Annotated in this window: 16 protein-coding genes; 12 read left to right on the forward strand and 4 right to left on the reverse strand. The window is 41.4% G+C overall.

From position 1 onward, the window contains the following. Positions 1–71 precede the first annotated feature (71 nt). The 5 genes from JOC31_RS02430 (at position 72) to JOC31_RS02450 (ending at position 6873) form a co-directional block, all read left to right on the forward strand. On the forward strand, positions 72–1694 hold the full coding sequence (locus tag JOC31_RS02430; RefSeq protein ID WP_205016624.1) for a malolactic enzyme: 1623 nt from the start codon (positions 72–74) through the stop codon (positions 1692–1694). A gap of 19 nt (positions 1695–1713) precedes the next feature. After that, positions 1714–2985 carry a 2-hydroxycarboxylate transporter family protein gene (locus JOC31_RS02435; protein WP_205016625.1) on the forward strand — a complete coding sequence of 424 codons (1272 nt, stop codon included), beginning with the start codon at positions 1714–1716 and terminating at the stop codon, positions 2983–2985. Between the two features lie 154 nt (positions 2986–3139). Beyond that, positions 3140–4354 (forward strand): chloride channel protein, encoded by a 1215-nt coding sequence (locus JOC31_RS02440; protein ID WP_205016626.1) that lies wholly within the window; start codon positions 3140–3142, stop codon positions 4352–4354. A gap of 118 nt (positions 4355–4472) precedes the next feature. Further along, the gene (locus JOC31_RS02445; RefSeq protein ID WP_205016627.1) at positions 4473–5330 is read left to right on the forward strand and encodes an SDR family oxidoreductase; all 858 of its coding nucleotides are present in this window, start codon (positions 4473–4475) and stop codon (positions 5328–5330) included. 91 nt (positions 5331–5421) lie between these two features. Beyond that, positions 5422–6873 (forward strand): alpha-amylase, encoded by a 1452-nt coding sequence (locus JOC31_RS02450; RefSeq protein WP_205016628.1) that lies wholly within the window; start codon positions 5422–5424, stop codon positions 6871–6873. A 33-nt stretch (positions 6874–6906) separates the two neighbouring features. On the opposite strand, the gene JOC31_RS02455 is transcribed toward JOC31_RS02450, so the two are convergent. Genes JOC31_RS02455 through JOC31_RS02470 form a run of 4 tightly spaced genes read right to left on the reverse strand, consistent with a single transcriptional unit; the run spans position 6907 to position 9916 of the window. Beyond that, positions 6907–7557, reverse strand: coding sequence for an amino acid ABC transporter permease (locus tag JOC31_RS02455; RefSeq protein ID WP_205016629.1), 651 nt, complete (start codon positions 7555–7557; stop codon positions 6907–6909). Positions 7558–7572: 15 nt separating this feature from the next. Further along, positions 7573–8283 (reverse strand): amino acid ABC transporter permease, encoded by a 711-nt coding sequence (locus JOC31_RS02460; RefSeq protein ID WP_205016630.1) that lies wholly within the window; start codon positions 8281–8283, stop codon positions 7573–7575. Between the two features lie 19 nt (positions 8284–8302). Next, the gene (locus tag JOC31_RS02465) at positions 8303–9127 is read right to left on the reverse strand and encodes a transporter substrate-binding domain-containing protein (RefSeq protein ID WP_205016631.1); all 825 of its coding nucleotides are present in this window, start codon (positions 9125–9127) and stop codon (positions 8303–8305) included. A 15-nt stretch (positions 9128–9142) separates the two neighbouring features. Beyond that, positions 9143–9916: an amino acid ABC transporter ATP-binding protein gene (locus tag JOC31_RS02470; protein WP_205016632.1), complete on the reverse strand. Its 774-nt coding sequence runs from the start codon at positions 9914–9916 to the stop codon at positions 9143–9145. Between the two features lie 210 nt (positions 9917–10126). Here JOC31_RS02470 and yycF point away from each other — a divergent pair, with 210 nt between their 5' ends. From yycF to smc, 7 genes are all read left to right on the forward strand, one after another. Further along, positions 10127–10837 carry a response regulator YycF gene (yycF, locus tag JOC31_RS02475; protein WP_205016633.1) on the forward strand — a complete coding sequence of 237 codons (711 nt, stop codon included), beginning with the start codon at positions 10127–10129 and terminating at the stop codon, positions 10835–10837. Beyond that, positions 10830–12167, forward strand: coding sequence for a cell wall metabolism sensor histidine kinase VicK (vicK, locus tag JOC31_RS02480; protein ID WP_205016634.1), 1338 nt, complete (start codon positions 10830–10832; stop codon positions 12165–12167). Before yycF ends, vicK begins: the two co-directional genes overlap by 8 nt. Then, positions 12168–12977, forward strand: a complete 810-nt coding sequence (locus JOC31_RS02485) for an MBL fold metallo-hydrolase (RefSeq protein WP_205016635.1) — start codon at positions 12168–12170, stop codon at positions 12975–12977. It abuts the gene before it with no gap. 335 nt (positions 12978–13312) lie between these two features. Beyond that, positions 13313–14731 (forward strand): Fe-S cluster assembly protein SufB, encoded by a 1419-nt coding sequence (gene sufB, locus JOC31_RS02490; protein WP_205016636.1) that lies wholly within the window; start codon positions 13313–13315, stop codon positions 14729–14731. Positions 14732–14942: 211 nt separating this feature from the next. Beyond that, positions 14943–15326 (forward strand): hypothetical protein, encoded by a 384-nt coding sequence (locus tag JOC31_RS02495; protein ID WP_205016637.1) that lies wholly within the window; start codon positions 14943–14945, stop codon positions 15324–15326. A gap of 126 nt (positions 15327–15452) precedes the next feature. Continuing rightward, complete coding sequence (gene rnc, locus JOC31_RS02500; RefSeq protein WP_205016638.1) at positions 15453–16139, forward strand: ribonuclease III; 687 nt, start codon at positions 15453–15455, stop codon at positions 16137–16139. Positions 16140–16195: 56 nt separating this feature from the next. Then, positions 16196–19735 carry a chromosome segregation protein SMC gene (gene smc / locus JOC31_RS02505; RefSeq protein WP_205016639.1) on the forward strand — a complete coding sequence of 1180 codons (3540 nt, stop codon included), beginning with the start codon at positions 16196–16198 and terminating at the stop codon, positions 19733–19735. Positions 19736–19984: the final 249 nt, after the last annotated feature.

Below are 19984 nucleotides of genomic sequence, written 5' to 3' on the forward strand. Positions count from 1 at the left end.
AAGTTGACTATAAGAATTTATAAGGACTATAATGCCTACTGTAATAAAAAATTTATTTGGAGGTCACGATAATGCGTGCACATGAAGTTTTAAATAACCCTTTTCTAAATAAAGGAACAGCCTTTACAATGGAAGAACGTAAAGAACTTGGTTTGGTTGGTATTTTGCCACCTTACGTTCAAACAATTGAAGAACAAGCTGAACAAGCTTACCAACATTTCTTGCGTAAACCATCTAATCTTGAAAAACGTCATTTCTTGATGGAAATTTTCAATACAAACCGTACGCTTTTCTACTACCTCTTTAACCAACATATTGTGGAATTCAATCCAATCGTTTATGATCCAGTTATCGCTGAAACTATCGAAGAATATTCAGAATTATACGTTGACCCACAGTACGCTGCTTACCTAGACATCAACCACCCAGAAAATATCGAAGAAACCTTGAAAAACGCAGCTGGCGATCGTGATATCCGTTTGATTGTTGCTACTGATGCTGAAGGTATTCTTGGTATCGGTGACTGGGGTGTGCAAGGGGTTGACATCTCAGTTGGTAAATTGATGGTCTATACAGCTGCTGCAGGTATTGATCCATCATGTGTTATGCCACTTGTTATCGACGCTGGTACAAACCGTGAAGAACTTCTCAACAACCCAATGTATTTAGGTAACCGTCACGAGCGTGTTCGCGGTGAAAAATACGATGCCTTCATCGATCAATTCGTTCAAACTGCTGAAAACTTATTCCCTAAATTGTACCTTCACTGGGAAGACTTCGGTCGTTCAACAGCTGCTGATATCTTGAACCGTTACAAAAAAGAAATCCCAACTTTCAATGATGATATCCAAGGTACTGGTATCGTTGTTCTTGGTGGTATCTTTGGTGCTATGGATATCACTGGTGAAAAATTGACTGACCAAGTTTACCTTTGCTATGGTGGTGGTTCTGCTGGTGCAGGAATCGCTGACCGTGTTCATGCTGAAATGGTTTCAGAAGGTCTTTCTTCAGAAGAAGCTTACAAGCACTTCTTTATGATCGACAAACAAGGTCTTTTGTTTGATGATATGGAAGACCTTACTCCAGCTCAAAAACCATTTGCTAAAAAACGTGCAGATTTCGAAAATGCTGGTGATATGACCAGCCTTCTTGAAGTTATCAAAGCAGTTAAACCAACTATTCTTGTAGGTACTTCTACAAATGCAGGTGCCTTCACTAAAGAAGTTGTTGAAGCAATGTGTGCAAATACTGAACGTCCAGTTATCTTCCCAATCTCTAACCCAACTAAGAAATTGGAAGCAACTGCTCAACAAGTTATCGAATGGTCAGATGGTAAAGCCTTTGTTGCTACTGGTGTTCCTTCAGGAACTATTTCATACAAGGGTGTTGACTATGAAATCGGTCAAGCTAACAATGCCCTTATCTACCCAGGTCTTGGTTTAGGTATGTTGGCGTCAGAAGCATCACTTTTGACAGATGAAATGATTGGTGCAGCTGCTCACTCATTGTCAGGTATCGTTAATCCAGGACAACCAGGTGCGCCTGTCCTTCCACCGTTCAAATACGTTGCTGATGTTTCTATCAAAGTGGCAGAAGCAGTTGCTAAGAAAGCACAAGAACAAGGTTTAGCCCAAGCTGAAGAAAAAGATATGGCTAAAGCTGTTCGTGATCTTAAATGGTATCCAGAGTACTAAGAAGAGGACGGCTTTCTAAATGAAAAAATTAACTGACATCAAAATTTCAGGTGTTTCTCTTCCGCTTTATCTAGCCTTTGTGGTGGTTCTTTGTCTTACCATTGCGATGGGGAAATTACCGCTCAACATGTTAGGGATTACTTTCATGTTGGTTGTTTTGGGGCATCTCTTCTATTTTATCGGTGAAAAGCTACCTTTTTGGAATACTTACCTTGGTGGTGGCTCAGTTTTCACTTTGCTAGCAGCAGCTATTTTAGCGGCAACAGGACTGGTTCCAAAAGATATTGTTTCAGCTACGTCTGATTTCATGAGTGATTGGGGCTTTCTAGACTTTTACATTGCTGCTTTGATTTGTGGTTCGATTCTTGGTATGAACCGTAATCTCTTGGTTAAGGCATCGGCTAAATTTATCCCAGTGTCTCTTGTGACAATGGTAATTGGTTTCTTTGTAACTGGAGCTGTTGGTGCTCTTCTAGGTCAAGGATTTGGACATTCTGTTATGTACATTTCCTTTGCTCAGATGGCTGGTGGTATGGGAGCAGGTATTGTTCCACTTTCTAAAATCTATGCTGCGGGCCTTCACACGGATGCAGGTAGTATCTTGTCACAGTTAGCACCTGCGACAACGCTAGGAAACATCTTTGCCATTATTGGTGGTATCATCTTGGCGCGTGGTTTTGCTAAGACCAAATACAATGGTAATGGTGTCTTGATTCCTGTCAATAAAGAAGATTTGGAAAAAGCTAAAGTAAACCTTGATGCTACCAAGATTGGTGTTGGTCTTATGTTTGCTTTCATGCTCTTTCTTGTTGGGGTTATCCTCAATGCCTTCATTCCAAAGGTACACAGCTATGCCTTTATGATTATCCTTGTCTTTATTCTTAAGGCAACAAATACTGTTCCAAAAGCTTTGGAAGAAACAGTTGTTATGTTTAACCAAGTGGTTATGACAAACCTAACACATGCTGTTTTGGCAGGTATCGGACTTGCTATGATTGATTTGTCTTCATTAGCGCAAGCGATGACATGGCAATTTGTACTTCTTAGCTTGACTTCTGTTGTTTCAATGGGGCTTGCTAGCTGGATTCTTGGTCGTGCTCTTGGTATGTACCCAGTCGAAACCGCTATTGGTGCTGGTATGATTAACAACTCAATGGGTGGTACAGGAAATATCGCAGTCCTTTCAGCAGCAGACCGTATGGAGATGATTGCCTTTGCTCAAATGGCTAATCGTCTCGGTGGTGCGATCGTGCTGATACTCGGTGGTATCCTCATTCAATTCTTTGGCTAATTCTATTTAGTAGAATTATTATTAATAAAAGCTACTCGTCACTTTTGACAATCTGGATAATACATCCCGATGTTAAGGCTGGGAGTGGCTTTTTATCTTGACGCTAATCAGGTGTTTGTCTATACTGGATTTAGACTACCTTAAAGGAGATTCTATGTTTTATAAGCAATGCCTTGTTATTGTGGCCCTTTTGATTGTAGCTAGCATCACAGGTTTAGCTGGTATAGGTTTTCACTTTCTTTTAGACTATGCGCAGTGGCTTGTCTATCATAGTCATGACTTGGTCGGTCTTAGTCAGGTTAGTCAGCCCTACCTATCGCTTAGTTTAATTATAACTGGTTTTGCTATGGCAGTTATCTGGTACCAACTTCAAAAGAAGGGTGCTCTCATAAGCATCAAAGCACAGCTATTTCCTAAAGAGGAAAAAGAAGCAAGCCCGCCTATACTTAGACATATCTTACATATCTTGACTCAGGTCGTCAGTGTATCTCTTGGATCTCCTATCGGAAAAGAGGCAGCTCCTAGAGAGCTTGGTGCCTTATCAGCTAGCCATCTGGCTAGTCACTTCAAGCTATCAGCTGAGGATAGGAGTCTCCTCGTAGCAAGCGGAGCAGCAGCGGGGCTTGCAGCTATCTATCAAGTCCCTCTTGCTAGTACCTTTTTTGCCTTTGAAACTCTAGGAATAGCTTTAAGGACCAAAAATGTGATTTTTCTACTTCTTAGCACTGGCTTGGCGAGCCAAATCGCTCGACCTGTCATCTCGAATCAAGCTATTTACTCACTGCAGACACTATCTACTGATTGGCAAAACCTGCTGTTGGCTGTGCTTTTAGTTATCCTAATAACGCCTATTGCCTATGTTTTCAAAGAGTGGACTAAGAAGGCTGAGCAAAAGAAGATTAAGACCAAAGGTCTCCTTTTGGGACTCCCATTGACCTTTACCTTACTTGCTTTGGTAGCAAATGCCTTTCCTGAAATTTTAGGCAATGGTGAGGCAATGGCGACTCGTATCATTGCTGGTCAGCCCTGGGATAAGGTTTTCTTCCTTACTGTTATCAAGTCGGTTATGGTGGTTTTAGTTCTGCGTTCAGGCGCCTACGGTGGGACGTTAACTCCTTCTTTTGCTTTGGGGCTTGCCTTAGCCTATCTCTTGATTAGTCCTTTTTTGCCAGCTATGACGGAGTCTGCAATGGTTCTGGGTGCCTTGATTTTCCTATCAACAAGCATACAAGCGCCGATCAGTGCCATGTTTTTAGTTATTGGTTTTGCAGGGCAAGGGCTGAGCGCCTATCCTCTCTTAGGGTTTACAGTTGCTTTGGCAAAATCTTATCACGATTTTTTTATCAAAAGATATCTCTTTAAAGATTGATAAATCACATTACTATTTTAAAAGCAACTAAGGCACTTTAAAGTGTCTACTTTCAAAAAGTAACTAACAGTGATATGATAACTATTGTAAAAATAAAGGAAACAACGAGGTAAACAATATGACTTATTTAATCACAGGTGTCACTGGTCAATTGGGCTCAGCTATTTTGGAAAAAGTATCAGAAACCGTCGCTAAGGAAGATATTGCTGTCTTGGTACGTAGTCAAGAAAAAGGGCAGGCGTTTGCTCAAGCGGGTTATGAGGTACGTGTTGGGGATTTCTCTGACCAGGCGAAGTTGGTGGAAAATTTTAAAGGAATTGACCGCTTGATGTTTGTCTCATCTGCACCAGGTCAAGAAGTGACACGTGAACAACAGCACCGAAATGTCCTTGCAGCAGCTAAAGAAGCAGGTGTTTCAGCCCTTGTTTACACCAGTATTTCAAATGGTGATAAGTCAAGTGCCATCTTGGCACCAGACCATATCGTTACTGAAGCCTTGATTAAAGCATCTGGTATCAGCTACAAGATTCTTCGTAACGACTGGTATATCGAAAATGAAGCAGATATCATCGCTTCTGCTCAAAAAGATGGTTTCTTCTATCATGCTGGTGGATCAGGAAAAGTTGGCTGGGCCCTTCGTCGTGAGTATGGCTATGCGGCAGCAAATGCCTTGACAGGGGACTTTGATAGCAATGCCGTATATGAACTGGCTGGAGACTTGCATACTTATGCTGATTTGGCAAAAGCGCTAAGCACAATCCTTGGAAAAGAAGTAGAAGCTCGTGGGATCAGCAGTCAAGAGTACCGTCAATCATTGGCTCAAGCAGGTTTGCCAGAGCCTGTTCAAGCGATTGTTGCAGGTATCCAAGATGATATTGCCAATCACCAGCTAGAAGTGTCTCACAGTGACTTTGAGGCTCTTCTAGGTCACGCACCGCTTGATTTAGTGGAATCCTTAAAAGAAATCATCGGATAGAAAAAAGAATTACGCAAACGTTTGCGTAATTCTTTTTTTTCTGCTAAACTATTGGTGTTAAAGGTTAAGATAAAAGATAAAGGATGGTACTATGACAAACGAAACGCTCATGCAATATTTTGAATGGTACTTGCCAAACGATGGTAAGCACTGGACTCGTCTGGCAGACGATGCTAAAAGACTCGCTGATAAGGGGATCACCAAGGTTTGGATGCCACCAGCCTTCAAAGGGGTTTCTTCAGCAGATGTTGGCTATGGCATCTATGATCTTTTTGACTTGGGAGAATTTGATCAAAAAGGGACAGTGAGGACCAAGTACGGTACCAAAGAAGACTACCTAGCCGCTATCGCTGAGCTCAAGAGGAACGGCATTATGCCTATGGCAGACGTGATTCTCAACCATAAGGCAGCAGCCGACCATAAGGAGACCTTCACAGTTGTTGAGGTGGATCCAGAAGATCGTACGAAGATGGTTTCAGAGCCTTTTGATATTGAAGGTTGGACGGGATTTGATTTTCCTGGTCGCCATAATACCTATAATGACTTCAAGTGGCACTGGTATCATTTTACTGGAACGGACTTTGATGCTAAGACTGGCAAGTCTGGGATTTATCAGATTCAGGGTGACAACAAGGGTTGGGCAGCTGCTGATTTGGTTGATGATGAAAATGGGAACTATGATTACCTAATGTATGCTGACCTTGATTTCAAACACCCAGAGGTTGTAAAAAACATCTATGACTGGGCTGATTGGTTTATTGAGACGACAGGTATTACAGGTTTTCGACTGGATGCGGTCAAGCATATTGATTCCTTCTTTATGCGTAATTTCATCCGTGATATTCATGAGAAATACGGTGCTGATTTTTATGTCTTTGCTGAATTTTGGAATGATGATGAGGTCTCTAATGAAGATTATCTGGAAAAAACGGATTTTATCTATGATTTGGTAGATGTCAAGCTCCACCATAATCTCTTTGAAGCCAGCCAAGATGACCAGTATGATTTAACAACCTTATTTGACGGAAGTCTCGCCAAGAACTATCCTGATTCAGCCGTAACTTTTGTTGACAACCACGATACACAACGTGGGCAGGCGCTAGAGTCAGCAGTAGCAGACTGGTTCAAGCCAGCAGCCTATGCCTTGATACTCCTTCGTCAAGAAGGCCTACCTTGCCTATTTTACGGAGATTACTACGGGGTTAAGGGGCGCTACGGTAATCCTAGCTTTCAAAAAGAGATGGATAGTCTTTTAGACTTGCGTCTGTTACATGCCTATGGCCCGCAAGAAGATTATCTGGATCAAGCTGACTGCATCGGTTGGACGCGCTTGGGCAGTGAGGAGCATCAGACAGCCTTAGCAGTTCTTTTGACGAATGGCACAGCCACAGAGAAGACCATGTATGTTGGTCAAGACTGGTCTGGGACAAGCTTTATAAATGCTCTCAATCCAGAAGAAGATCCAGTTGTCATTGATGAGACAGGCTACGGACGTTTCACTGTAGCGAGCAAGTCAGTGAGTGCATGGATTCCTAAAGAATAAAAAAGTAAGCTGAGTTTGAACTCAGCTTACTTTTTATTCTGCAGCTTGTTCCCAGCTCTTAGCCAAGTGGCGTGAGTAGCTTGAGATAGCAAAGTTGATGATGAAATAGATAAGAGCAATCAATCCATACAAGGTGAAAACTTGAGTAGGTTCAAAATATTTACCCATAAGGATTTGACTCTTCCCAAAGAGTTCTTGAAGTGCGATAACAGAGTAAAGGAAAGAGGTATCCTTGATAACTGTAACGAACTGTGAAATGATGGCTGGTAACATTTTACGAATGGCCTGAGGGAAGATGATATAGCGGAAAATTTGAACCTGAGTGAAACCTTGAGAGAGACCAGCTTCGGTTTGACCTTGATCGATACCATTAAGACCGCCACGGATAATCTCTGCGAGAGCAGCTGTTGTGAAGATGGTAAAGGATGTGATACCTGCTGGCGTTGATTTCATTTGGAAGACCAAAAAGACGATGAAGATCCAAAGCAAGTTTGGAACGTTGCGGACAAACTCAATGTAAATACTTGCTATTAAACGTAGAATTGGATTCTTACCATTACGCATAACACCAAGAATAGTTCCGAAAATCGTTGATAAGACGATAACGATAAAGGAAATATAAAGGGTTGCCCAAAGACCTTTCAATAGAAAGATCAGATTTGCTGCTGTAAAAATATCAGACATGGGTAAATTCCTTTCTTAGAGTTTATAAGCGTTTTTGTTAGCTTCTTCTTGGCGACGTGCCCATGATGCTAGTGGGAAGCACATGATGAAGTAGAGCACTGCAGCACCGAAGAAGGCTGGGATATAGTTTGTGGTATCATAAGCCCAAGCCTTGGCAGTGAACATAATATCAGCACCAGAGATAATAGCTACCGTTGAGGTATTTTTGATCAAGCTCACGACTTGATTGGTCATTGGTGGTAAGATCGTACGAATAGCCTGTGGCAAAATAATCATGCTCATGGTCTGGCTATAAGTGAAGCCTTGAGAAAGTGCAGCCTCTGTTTGCCCTTTCGGAACAGCCTCGATACCAGAGCGAATAACCTCTGCAATGTAGGCACCATGGTAAAAGCCAACACAGATAACAGCTGTGAAGAAGGTTGAGATCATGATAGCACCGTTAGAGATAATGGCTAATCCGTAAAAGACGAAAACGAATTGAACCAAAAGCGGTGTATTTTGGAAAAGCTCAACATAGCAGCGTGAAATAATTTGCAGTAGTTTGTTTTTTGATGATGCCATAGCTGCAAAAACGACTCCCAAAATCAAAGAGAGAATCAATGCACCGATGGACATTCCAAGTGTATAAGCAAAGCCCTTTGCAAATTCACCAAAGTTGGCAAAGAAGTCAGCCCAACGGCTGAGAGCGTAAGGACTTACGGTTTCGGTTGTTGCTAAAACAAACATATCAATCTCCTTTTGTCCCTTAGTTAGTCTGTGATGTAGCTGGTTTTAAATCATACTTGCTGTAGATTTTTTGCAATGAACCATCTGATTTCCATTGAGCCAGTTGCTCGTTAATATAGGCAGTGAGCTCAGTGTTAGATTTTTTAGTAGCAATACCGTATTCTTGTGTATTAAAACCTTCATCTAGAATCTCAGTTTTGTTGCTGACATATCCTGATAAGATAGATTTGTCAACAGAGAAGGCATCAATACGTTTAGCGTAAAGTGATACGGCTAGCTCAGGGTATGAACCGAGTTGGACATAGTTGAAGGTTAGCTTGTGAGCACTAGCGTATTCTTCTAAAGCCCCTTTAGTTGATGACCCTTGGGCGATACCAACTGTTTGATTGTTCAAATCTGAAATCTTAGAGATTTGACTTGATTTGTTAACTAAGAAACCAATTTCATCTGTATAGTAAGGGTCAGAGAAAGAGTAGTTTTTTTGACGTTCAGGGGTGATGGTATAAGTCGCGATGATAACATCTAACTGGCCGTTATCGATCAATGCTTCACGTGTTTGAGCGGTAACAGCTGTAAATTCGACCTTGACACCGAGTGACTTAGCCAATTTTTTGGCAACGTCAATTTCCATACCTTCGTAGTTATTTGTTTCGGCATTGTAATAACCAAAGTTTGGAACGTCCTGTTTGACACCAACTTTTAGAACACCAGCTTTTTGAATAGCTTTAACTTGTGCAGAAGTTGTTAGACTATCATCAGCCTTTACCTTAGAGCTTAGCCCTAAACCAATAAAAAGGAGAGTGATAGTGACCACAAGGGTCAAAAAATGTTGCAATTGTTTCATAGCAGGCCTCCTAGCTTAGTGTTTTTTCTTTGTTTCAACACGTTCGCTGGTGTGGTTGATGATCTTACTCAAGAATTGTTGAGCACGAGGTTCAGTTGGATTATCAAAGAAACCGTGAACATCAGTTGTATCCACCAAGATTTGACCTTCAGCCATGAAGATGATGCGGTCAGCGACTTCACGCGCAAAGCCCATCTCGTGAGTAACGACGACCATGTTCATTCCTTCTGCCGCTAGGTTCTGCATAACGGCAAGAACATCTCCAATAGTTTCAGGATCAAGGGCAGATGTTGGTTCGTCAAAGAGTAGAAGTTCTGGCTTCATAGCGAGTCCGCGAGCGATAGCGACACGCTGTTTTTGTCCCCCAGAAAGCATTCCAGGATAAGAATCTTTACGATCCCACATATTAACGTAAGTCAAGTATTTCTCAGCGATAGCAGCCGCTTCTTTTGGATCCATTCCTAGAACCTTGATAGGTGCCATTGTGACATTTTCAAATACTGTTTTATGAGGATAGAGGTTGAAGTGTTGGAAAACCATTCCGACTTCTTTACGAAGTTCAACAAGCTCTTTGGCAGAAGCATTGACGATTTCGTGTCCATTCACAACCAAGCTACCAGTTTCGATAGATTCAAGTGCATTCATTGTTCGGATAAGAGTTGATTTACCTGAACCAGAAGGACCAAGAAGAACCACAACTTGTCCTTTTTCAATCTCTAGATTAATGTTACGAAGTGCATGATAGTCTCCATAGTATTTTTCTACATTTTTATATTCAATAAGTGCCATGATGACCTCCTAAAAACTAATACTTACCAAAATGTAAGTTTTTCTAACATGAATAAATAGTATCATATCATAAATAAATATGACTGTCAAATAAATTGTCAGAAAATTCAGTTTCTAATGTTACGGCATTGATACAGACTTGTCATTTTAAAAATAGGTTTAATTTTGATATAATTGTAACAAATAGAAAATTTTGAATAGGTATAAAATATGAAAAAAATATTAGTTGTTGATGATGAGAAACCCATCTCAGATATTATTAAGTTCAATTTGACCAAGGAGGGTTACGATGTTGTCACCTCTTTTGATGGCCGTGATGCCCTAGAGCAGTTTGAAGCTGAAAAGCCTGATTTGGTGATTCTTGATTTGATGTTGCCGGAGTTAGATGGTTTAGAAGTGGCTAAAGAGATTCGTAAAACTAGCCACGCACCTATTATCATGTTGTCTGCAAAGGATAGCGAGTTTGATAAGGTTATCGGACTTGAAATCGGAGCAGATGACTACGTCACAAAACCATTTTCAAATCGTGAGCTTCTTGCTCGTATCAAGGCGCATCTACGTCGTACAGAAAATATCGAGACTGCTGTGGCAGAAGAGTCACAACAGGCTGGCTCATCTGAATTGACGATTGGGAATCTCCAGATTATTCCAGACGCCTTTGTGGCTAAAAAACATGGAGAAGAGGTAGAGTTGACCCATCGTGAGTTTGAGCTTCTTCATCACCTCGCTCTTCACATGGGACAGGTCATGACACGTGAACACTTACTAGAAACGGTTTGGGGTTATGACTATTTTGGTGATGTTCGAACAGTCGACGTTACTATTCGACGCTTGCGTGAAAAAATTGAAGATACTCCTAGTCGTCCTGAGTACATCTTGACCCGTCGAGGAGTTGGTTACTATATGAAATCTTATGACTAATCTTTTTATTTCTACCAACCTTCTGGTTGGTATCTTACTTTTATGTTTGGTTGTTATCTTCCTTATCTTAATTGTCCGTGATTATTTGACGAGTTATCATATCAGAACCTTAAATAAACAGGTTAAATCGCTGATGGCAGGAGATTACACGGAGACGACAGGTGTCAAGGGTTCCGCAGAGTTGATCGAGCTTGCGAGTAGTTTAAATGACCTGTCAGAAGTTTTTCGATTGACCCATGAAAATTTAGAGCAAGAAAAAAACCGCTTATCAGGGATTCTTTCTTACATGAGCGATGGGGTTTTGGCAACAGACCGTCGTGGAAATATCATTATGATGAATGCCATGGCTCAAAGCCAGCTTAACCTTAGTCATGACGATGCCTTGTCTATCAATGTTATGTCTCTCTTGGAAGAGACTTCTTATACGTATTACGACCTCTTGACGAAGACACCAGAGATTAGCTTGAATCGTGTCAATGAGTATGGCGAGATGATTAGTCTTAGGGTCAATTTTGCCCTTATTAAGCGTGAGAGTGGTTTTATTTCAGGATTGGTAGCCGTCCTTCATGACACGACGGAACAAGAAAAAGAAGAACGAGAGCGTCGTCTCTTTGTTTCTAATGTCAGCCATGAGTTACGAACGCCTCTAACATCTGTTAAATCTTATCTGGAAGCATTAGATGAGGGAGCGCTTAAAGAGGATATTGCTCCTAACTTTATCAAGGTGTCTCTAGATGAAACCAATCGTATGATGCGGATGATTACGGATCTTCTGGCCCTGTCACGTATCGACAATGCGACCAGTCATTTGGATGTTGAGTTGACCAATTTTACGGCCTTTATCACCTTTATTCTTAATCGTTTTGATCATATCAAGTCGCAGAGCGAAGCGGCTGGTAAGACCTATGAGATTATTCGAGAATATCCTGTCGTGCCTATCTGGATAGAGATTGATAACGATAAGATGACTCAGGTTATTGATAATATTATCAATAATGCCATCAAATATTCTCCAGACGGTGGTAAGATTACAGTGAGTGTAAGAACGACCGATAGTCAGCTTATCATTGCGATTTCAGATGAGGGCCTAGGTATTCCTAAGAAAGACCTGCCTTTGATTTTTGATCGTTTTTACCGTGTGGATAAAGCTCGTAGTCGTGCCCAAGGTGGTACAGGTCTGGGCTTAGCTATTGCAAAAGAAATCATCAAACAGCACAAAGGCTTTATCTGGGCAAAGAGCGACTATGGCAAAGGCTCGACCTTCACCATTGTTTTACCGTATGAAAAAGACTTGCTTGAAGAAGATGAATGGGAAGAAGGAGATGACTAAGTGACAGAGACAGGCTTTAAGTACAGCATTTTAGCATCAGGTTCGACAGGTAATTCCTTTTACCTAGAAACGCCTGAGAAGAAAATTTTGATTGATGCAGGATTGACAGGAAAGAAAATCACCAGTCTCTTGGCTGAAATTGATCGTGATCCAGAAGACCTTGATGCAATTTTAGTGACTCATGAACATGTCGATCACATCAAAGGTGTTGGTGTTTTGGCAAGAAAATACAATCTAGATGTTTATGCCAATGAAAATACCTGGAAAATCATGGATGACAAGAACATGTTAGGAAAGCTAGACTATGCTCAAAAGCATGTGTTTGAACGTGGGAAAATGTTGACGTTTGGTGATATCGATATTGAGAGTTTTGGTGTTAGCCATGATGCAGTAGATCCTCAATTTTACCGATTTATGAAGGATGGCAAATCCTTTGTGATGTTGACGGATACAGGCTATGTCAGTGACCGTATGGCTGGAATGATTGAAAATGCAGATGGTTATTTGATTGAGTCCAATCATGATATCGAAATTCTACGAGCGGGATCCTATCCATGGAAAACCAAGCAACGGATTTTATCAGATAAGGGGCATTTGTGTAACGAAGACGGTGCAGGTGCGATGATTCGTACGATTGGTCATAAAACCAAGCGAATTTACCTGGGGCATTTGAGTAAGGAAAATAACATCAAAGAATTGGCTCATATGACCATGGAAAACCAGCTGATGCAAGCTGACTTTGGTGTCGGAACAGATTTTAAAGTTTATGATACCTCGCCAGATACAGCAACGCCATTAACCCGCATATAAGAAAGTGAGATAAGGACCTTGCCTGATTGGTTTAGGGCTATCTTATCTCTTTTTTAATTGCAAAATTGTTGAAAAATTGCACGACAAACGCATGAAAGATTTTTAGAGTGAAAATAAAGCTTTCTGCAATTCAAAGTTCAGGTATTTCAAAAAAATCTAAAATGCTTTGAACGTCTTACTATAGGAATAACAGTAAAAGTATCTATTTTAAACTGTACTATAATTCGGAAATAACTGTTTCATGCGTTTGTCGTGGAAAAATTGCGACTTTTTAGGACCTTACTGGTGTTTTATGCTACAATGGTAGTAGTCATTGTCAAAGAAAAAGGAGAATCATGTCTGATAAAGATACTATTGTAAAACCCAAGGATGTGACCTTGGATGATTATAAATTTGGATTTCATGATGATGTCCAACCGATTTTTACAACAGGTAAAGGACCGACAGAAGAGGCGGTACGTGAACTGTCTCGCGTTAAGGAAGAGCCAGATTGGATGCTTGATTTCCGCCTTAAGGCTTTAGAAACCTTCCATAAAATGCCTATGCCGGATTGGGGGCCAGACCTCTCAGAGCTAGATTTTGATGAGATTATCTACTATCAAAAGGCTTCTGAAAAGGCAGAGCATTCTTGGGATGATGTTCCAGAAGAGATAAAAGAGACCTTCAATCGTATCGGTATCCCAGAAGCAGAGCAACACTATTTAGCTGGTGCTGTGGTGCAGTACGAGTCTGAGGTAGTCTATCACAACATCAAGGAAGAATACGATAAATTAGGGATTATTTTTACCGATGCTGACACGGCTTTGCGTGAACATCCAGACCTTTTCCGCAAATACTTTGCCAAATTGGTTACGCCAGGAGACAACAAATTGTCTGCTTTGAATGCTGCCTTTTGGTCAGGAGGAACCTTTATCTATGTCCCTAAAGGGGTTCAATGTGAGATTCCTTTGCAGACTTACTTCCGTATGAATCATGAAGAGACAGGGCAGTTTGAGCGTACCCTGATTATCGTAGATGAAGGTGCTAGCATCCATTATGTCGAGGGGTGTACCGCACCGATTTATTCGACAGCAAGTCTTCACGCTGCTATCGTAGAAGTTTATGCCTTAGAAGGTTCGACCATGCGTTATTCAACTATTCAAAACTGGTCTAATAACGTTTATAACTTAGTTACCAAGCGTGCTAAGGCAGATAAGAATGCAACGGTAGAATGGTTGGATGGTAACCTCGGTTCTCACACCACGATGAAGTATCCGTCAGTTATTCTAGATGGTGAGGGTGCTCGTGGAACCATGTTGACCATCGCTTTTGCCAACGGACATCAAATCCAAGATACAGGTGCTAAGATGATTCACAACGCACCGCATACTAGCTCGTCTATCATCTCAAAATCCTTAGCGAGACGAGGTGGTGAGGTTAACTATCGAGGGCAGGTTACCTTTGGACCAAATTCACAAAAATCTGTCAGCCACATTGAGTGTGACACAATCCTGATGGATGACCAGTCCAAATCAGATACTATTCCTTTCAACGAAATTCACCAGTCAAAAGTTGCCTTAGAGCATGAGGCAAAGGTCTCTAAGATTTCAGAAGACCAGCTCTACTATCTGATGAGTCGTGGATTGACTGAAAGCCAGGCGACAGAAATGATTGTCATGGGATTTGTCGAACCCTTCACCAAAGAACTTCCAATGGAGTATGCTGTCGAGCTAAATCGTTTGATTAGCTATGAAATGGAAGGCTCTGTGGGCTAATGTAATAAACTGAGTTAAGAATAATGCAGTATCCTAGTTGTTAGATGGATTATCTAACTTCATGGGTACGGTTTATTTTTAGCGAATTAAAACCGCTATCTTTTTGTGCTATACTAAAAATAGGATGAGAAATAGTATTCCTTTGAAGGCAATGACTAGCTGATGTCCTTTAGTGATTTATGTTATCTTTCCAACCTATTAGGAGGAGTTTATGATAAAAAAGGAAAAGTTGAGGTATGCTCTATTGCTCTTTTTGGTGCTAACAGTTGTCGATCTAGTTAGTTATCTAGGATTTAACTTGTTTGGTAAGAATTTGGGAGTTTTCACCATTAATAGTTTTGACTATCTGAGGACGCTAGGGATTGCTTGTTGTCTTACTTTTGTCGAGGTATTTAAAGGTAAGGGGTGTTTTGTTTTTGGAGTCATCTATGGTTTGTTCAATATTTTGATGAAATGGCTAAAACCTTATGGTATAGAAATTGGGTTGGCTCCTTACTTGATTTGGACTGTTTTCTTGGCTGTAGGAGTTCTTTTACTTTACCAACCTTGGAAAAGTATAGGGGCTAGAAAAAGAACATCACGAAAGCGAAAGTGAAGGACTGATTATAAATAGGTAGAATGTTGAGTGCATTTTACCTATTTTATTTGGTTTCTAGTATGTTTTTAGGGCAAAACTTGTTATAATAGAAGGGCTATTATAGTTTTAGAAAGAGAGTATCAGATGGAAGCCTTACAACACACCTTAAAAGAATCTTTTGGTATTGTTTTTGATGACCTTAGTCTTTTGGAAACTGCCTTTACTCACACGTCTTACGCTAATGAACATCGCCTCCTAAAAATTTCACATAATGAGCGTTTGGAATTTTTAGGAGACGCGGTTCTGCAATTATTGATTTCGCAATATCTTTATCTCAAATATCCTACTAAAACCGAAGGGGACATGTCCAAGTTACGTTCGATGATTGTACGAGAAGAGTCTTTGGCAGGTTTTTCAAAAGACTGTGGCTTTGACCAGTACATCAAACTTGGTAAAGGTGAGGAAAAATCAGGTGGTCGTACCCGTGAGACCATCCTAGGAGATCTTTTTGAAGCCTTTTTAGGTGCCTTGCTATTGGATAAGGATGTCGATGCAGTACAGACCTTTTTGGATCAGGTGATGATTCCCAAGGTTGAGACTGGAAGTTACGAGCAAGTCAAAGACTACAAGACTCAACTACAAGAACTTCTACAGACCAAGGGTGAGGTTACTATCGTTTATACGGTAGTTAATGAAGAAGGTCCAGCCCACGCCAAACAGTTTGAAGTTGAAGTGACAGCAGACGGACAGAGCCTCAGTAAGGGGCAAGGCCGTTCGAAAAAAATGGCAGAGCAAGCTGCTGCTAAAAAAGCTTTAGAGCAGTTGACTTAGAGAAAGGGTACTTATTGGACTGAGCTCGTGAGATTCAGTTCTTTTTCTATCAAAATATGTTTTTAAAAGAAATTGAAATGCAAGGGTTTAAATCCTTTGCTGATAAGACGAAGGTGACTTTTGACCAAGGGGTAACTGCAGTCGTTGGTCCCAATGGGTCAGGAAAATCAAATATAACAGAGAGTCTGCGTTGGGCATTGGGAGAGTCAAGTGCTAAGAGTTTGCGTGGTGGTAAGATGCCAGACGTCATTTTTGCAGGAACAGAGCATCGTAACGCCCTCAATTTTGCTCAAGTCAGAGTAACCTTGGACAATTCAGATGCCTTTATCAGCGACGCTGGTTCGGAAATTCATGTGGAGCGACGCATTTATCGGAATGGCGATAGCGACTATCTCATAGATGGAAAAAAGGTTCGCTTAAAGGATATCCACGAACTGTTCTTAGATACAGGTCTTGGGAAGGACTCATTCTCAATCATTTCTCAGGGACGTGTCGAGGAAATTTTTAACAGTAAGCCTGAGGAACGCCGAGCGATTTTTGAAGAAGCTGCAGGTGTTTTGAAGTATAAAACCCGTAAAAAAGAGACGGAAACTAAGCTCAAGCAAACCCAGGATAACTTGGATCGTTTAGAAGATATCATCTATGAGTTGGATATGCAGGTCAAACCCTTGGAGAAGCAAGCAGAGACAGCTAAGCAATTTCAAGTGTTGGACAAGGAGCGTCGTGGTCTTCACTTAGACTTATTGGTAGATACTATTCAACGAAATAAGGCTAAGTTGCAGGAATTGACAGAAGACTTGGAAAGCGTTAAATCAGAGCTGTCAACTTACTATAAGGACCGCTCACGTTTAGAAAGAGACAATCAAAAACTCAAAGCACGCCGTCAAAAAGTGGCTCAGGAGCAGCAGGTCTATCAAGAAGACTTAGTTGCCTTAACCAGTTTGATTGGAGATTTGGAAAGTCGTATTCAGATTAGTCAGATACAAGCTAATCAATCTAAGGAAAAAGCTAGTGAAAACCGTTCTCGTATGAATGCTTTAGCTGATGATAAGGACACGCTTGAAGCGACGTACAAGGAAAGTTTGCAAAAGCAAGAGAGCCTGACACAGTCACTTGAGGTTGAAAAAGCGCGTATCGCTAGCTTGACTGAGCAACTGGAGCAGTTTTCAAGTAGCCCTGATCAGATTATTGAAGGCTTGAGAGACCGTTTTGTTGCTCTGATGCAGGAAGAAGCTGACCTTTCCAATCAATTGACGGCCTTGCGGTCAGATATGGCCAAGGCCAAAGAATTGTCTGAAAATCAGTCAGAAGAGTTGGCTCAGCTGAGAGAAGAAGTGGTAGAGCTAAGAGAGCAGGCTAAGCTAGCTCTCAAAGACTATGAGTCTGCTAAGCAATCGGTTAAAGACTTACTAGATGCTTATCAGTCAGAGTTCCAAGCTGTACAGCAACATGAAAAAGACTATCGAGAGGCTCAAGATCTGTTATTCGATCATTTAGATGTTCTCAAGACGAAAAAAGCACGTCAGCAGAGTTTAGAGGCAATCTTAAAGAATCACAGCAATCTCTACGCAGGGGTCAAGGCGATTTTGCAGGAATCTCAATCTTTGGACGGTATCATTGGTGCTGTCAGTGAGTCGGTGACCTTTGACAGACGTTACCAGACAGCTATGGAGATTGCCTTGGGACCTAGTGGTCAAAATATCATTGTCTCCGATGAGTCTGCTGCTAAGAAGGCTATCGCCTACTTAAAACAGACTCGCCAAGGGCGTGCAACTTTTCTGCCTTTGACAACAATCAAGCCACGTCGTTTATCAGAGCATCACTTTTCAATCTTGACTTCAAGTCAGGGCTTTCAAGGAATGGCGAGTGACCTAGTACGCTTTAACCCAGAGCTAGAGACGATTTTTCAAAATCTCTTGGGGGTGACCGCTATCTTTGATACAGTGGATCATGCTAACCTAGCAGCGCGCGCTTTGCATTACCAAGTTCGCCTTGTGACCTTGGATGGTACAGAGTTGCGTCCAGGAGGTTCTTTCTCAGGAGGTGCCAATCGCCAAGATAACACCATGTTCATCAAGCCAGAGTTAGATGCCCTCCTGTTGGAAATAGCAGAGCTAGAAAGTCAGCAATTGTCTGAAGAAAAAGCTCTGAATGAAAAGAAAACTCTCCTTGATAAGAGCCGTCACAACCTTGAAACGCTAAAAAGAGATGGCGAAGATGCTCGCTTCTTAGAGCAAAAAGCACAATTGCATTACCAGCAGTTGGCTGAACGTTTAGGAGACCTCCAAACCTTGCTTTCTCAGAGAAGTCAGAGTGAGTCTTCGTGGGATCAAGAACAGGCTAAGCAGCGTCAGGAAGAGCTCAAGGCTAGTCTTCAACAAATCAATGAGGAAAAGACGCAGCTGACCTTAGAAATTGAGCAGATAAAGACGGACAAGGATAGTATCGAGGAAAAGGTTGCCCAATTAAGGGAAGCCTTATCAGAAGCCCGCTTGGCAGAGCGTGAACTGCTGAGCGAGCAGAAGTTTACTAGTTCCAATAGTTTGCGTCAAGAGTTGGAAATTAAAGAAATAAGTCGTCAGCTCGATCTATTGAGTCAAGCCTTAGATGGGCATGACAATGCCCATCTTGAACAAGAAATTCCGCTTCTAACGCAACAGCTTTCCCAAGCAAAATCAGACAAGTTAGCGCGTGAGCAGGATGTGATTCGCATTCGTTTTGAGTCCGAGGATATTGATGGTCAATTGGATGACCTTGATGAGCAACTGCAAAAATTAAGCGCCAAAAACGATGATTTTATCCGTCATCAAGCCCAGTTAGAAGCGATGATAGAGCAGGTCTCAGATAGTCTTCGTCAGTCCTCTCAGAGCTTATCAGAAGATTACCGAATGTCTTATCAAGAGGCCCTAGATCAGGTTCAAGCAATCTCAGACTTGCCAGCTGCTGAGCTACGATTGAAAGACTTGCATCGTGCCATAAAAGAGTTGGGTCCGATTAACTTGGATGCCATTAGTCAGTTTGATGAGGTTAAGGAGCGTTTGGATTTCCTTAATGGTCAAAAAGGAGACCTGGATGCGGCTAGAGAACTCCTTTTATCTACCATGTCTGATATGGATGATGAGGTCAAGACCCGATTCCAAGCAACTTTTGAAGCTATTCGTCAGTCCTTTAAGGAAACCTTCAACCAGATGTTTGGTGGTGGATCCGCAGATCTGATTTTGACAGAAAAGGATGTCTTGACTTCTGGGGTTGAAATTTCGGTGCAGCCTCCCGGTAAGAAAATCCAGTCTCTCAATCTCATGTCTGGTGGGGAAAAAGCACTGTCAGCCTTAGCTCTGCTATTTGCTATTATCCGCGTCAAGACCATTCCATTTGTGATCTTGGACGAGGTTGAGGCTGCTCTAGACGAGGCTAATGTCAAGCGTTTCGGTGACTATCTCAACCGCTTTGATAAGTCTAGCCAGTTTATTGTGGTGACCCACCGTAAGGGGACAATGGCTGCCGCTGATAGCATCTATGGCGTGACCATGCAGGAGTCAGGTATCTCTAAGATTGTCTCAGTTAAACTCAAAGAAGCTGAGCAATTGACACAATAGGAAGTAAAAACAACCAAGTTCACAGAGAACTTGGTTTTTTTCGCTAATTCTACTTATTTTTTGATACAATAGAGTTATGTAAACGTTTTGAGGTGAATTATGGTTAGATTAGTTGCAACAGAAATCGGAATAAGACAATTGATACAATAGAATAGGCTCTTCGTCAACTGTAGTGGGTTGACTTATAATCAGCAGCGAGAGAGAATCAGATTGGTTCTCTCTTTTTGCATGTTTAAAGCGATGAGAATC

Origin of the sequence: Streptococcus saliviloxodontae, from assembly GCF_016908655.1 — a bacterium.
GTDB classification, from domain to species: domain Bacteria; phylum Bacillota; class Bacilli; order Lactobacillales; family Streptococcaceae; genus Streptococcus; species Streptococcus saliviloxodontae.

Coding starts and splice junctions, on each gene's coding strand:
- JOC31_RS02430 (WP_205016624.1), top strand. CDS start 72: ATGCGTGCACATGAAGTTTTAAATAACCCTTTTCTAAATAAAGGAACA.
- JOC31_RS02435 (WP_205016625.1), top strand. CDS start 1,714: ATGAAAAAATTAACTGACATCAAAATTTCAGGTGTTTCTCTTCCGCTT.
- JOC31_RS02440 (WP_205016626.1), top strand. CDS start 3,140: ATGTTTTATAAGCAATGCCTTGTTATTGTGGCCCTTTTGATTGTAGCT.
- JOC31_RS02445 (WP_205016627.1), top strand. CDS start 4,473: ATGACTTATTTAATCACAGGTGTCACTGGTCAATTGGGCTCAGCTATT.
- JOC31_RS02450 (WP_205016628.1), top strand. CDS start 5,422: ATGACAAACGAAACGCTCATGCAATATTTTGAATGGTACTTGCCAAAC.
- JOC31_RS02455 (WP_205016629.1), bottom strand. CDS start 7,557: ATGTCTGATATTTTTACAGCAGCAAATCTGATCTTTCTATTGAAAGGT.
- JOC31_RS02460 (WP_205016630.1), bottom strand. CDS start 8,283: ATGTTTGTTTTAGCAACAACCGAAACCGTAAGTCCTTACGCTCTCAGC.
- JOC31_RS02465 (WP_205016631.1), bottom strand. CDS start 9,127: ATGAAACAATTGCAACATTTTTTGACCCTTGTGGTCACTATCACTCTC.
- JOC31_RS02470 (WP_205016632.1), bottom strand. CDS start 9,916: ATGGCACTTATTGAATATAAAAATGTAGAAAAATACTATGGAGACTAT.
- yycF (WP_205016633.1), top strand. CDS start 10,127: ATGAAAAAAATATTAGTTGTTGATGATGAGAAACCCATCTCAGATATT.
- vicK (WP_205016634.1), top strand. CDS start 10,830: ATGACTAATCTTTTTATTTCTACCAACCTTCTGGTTGGTATCTTACTT.
- sufB (WP_205016636.1), top strand. CDS start 13,313: ATGTCTGATAAAGATACTATTGTAAAACCCAAGGATGTGACCTTGGAT.
- JOC31_RS02495 (WP_205016637.1), top strand. CDS start 14,943: ATGATAAAAAAGGAAAAGTTGAGGTATGCTCTATTGCTCTTTTTGGTG.
- rnc (WP_205016638.1), top strand. CDS start 15,453: ATGGAAGCCTTACAACACACCTTAAAAGAATCTTTTGGTATTGTTTTT.
- smc (WP_205016639.1), top strand. CDS start 16,196: ATGTTTTTAAAAGAAATTGAAATGCAAGGGTTTAAATCCTTTGCTGAT.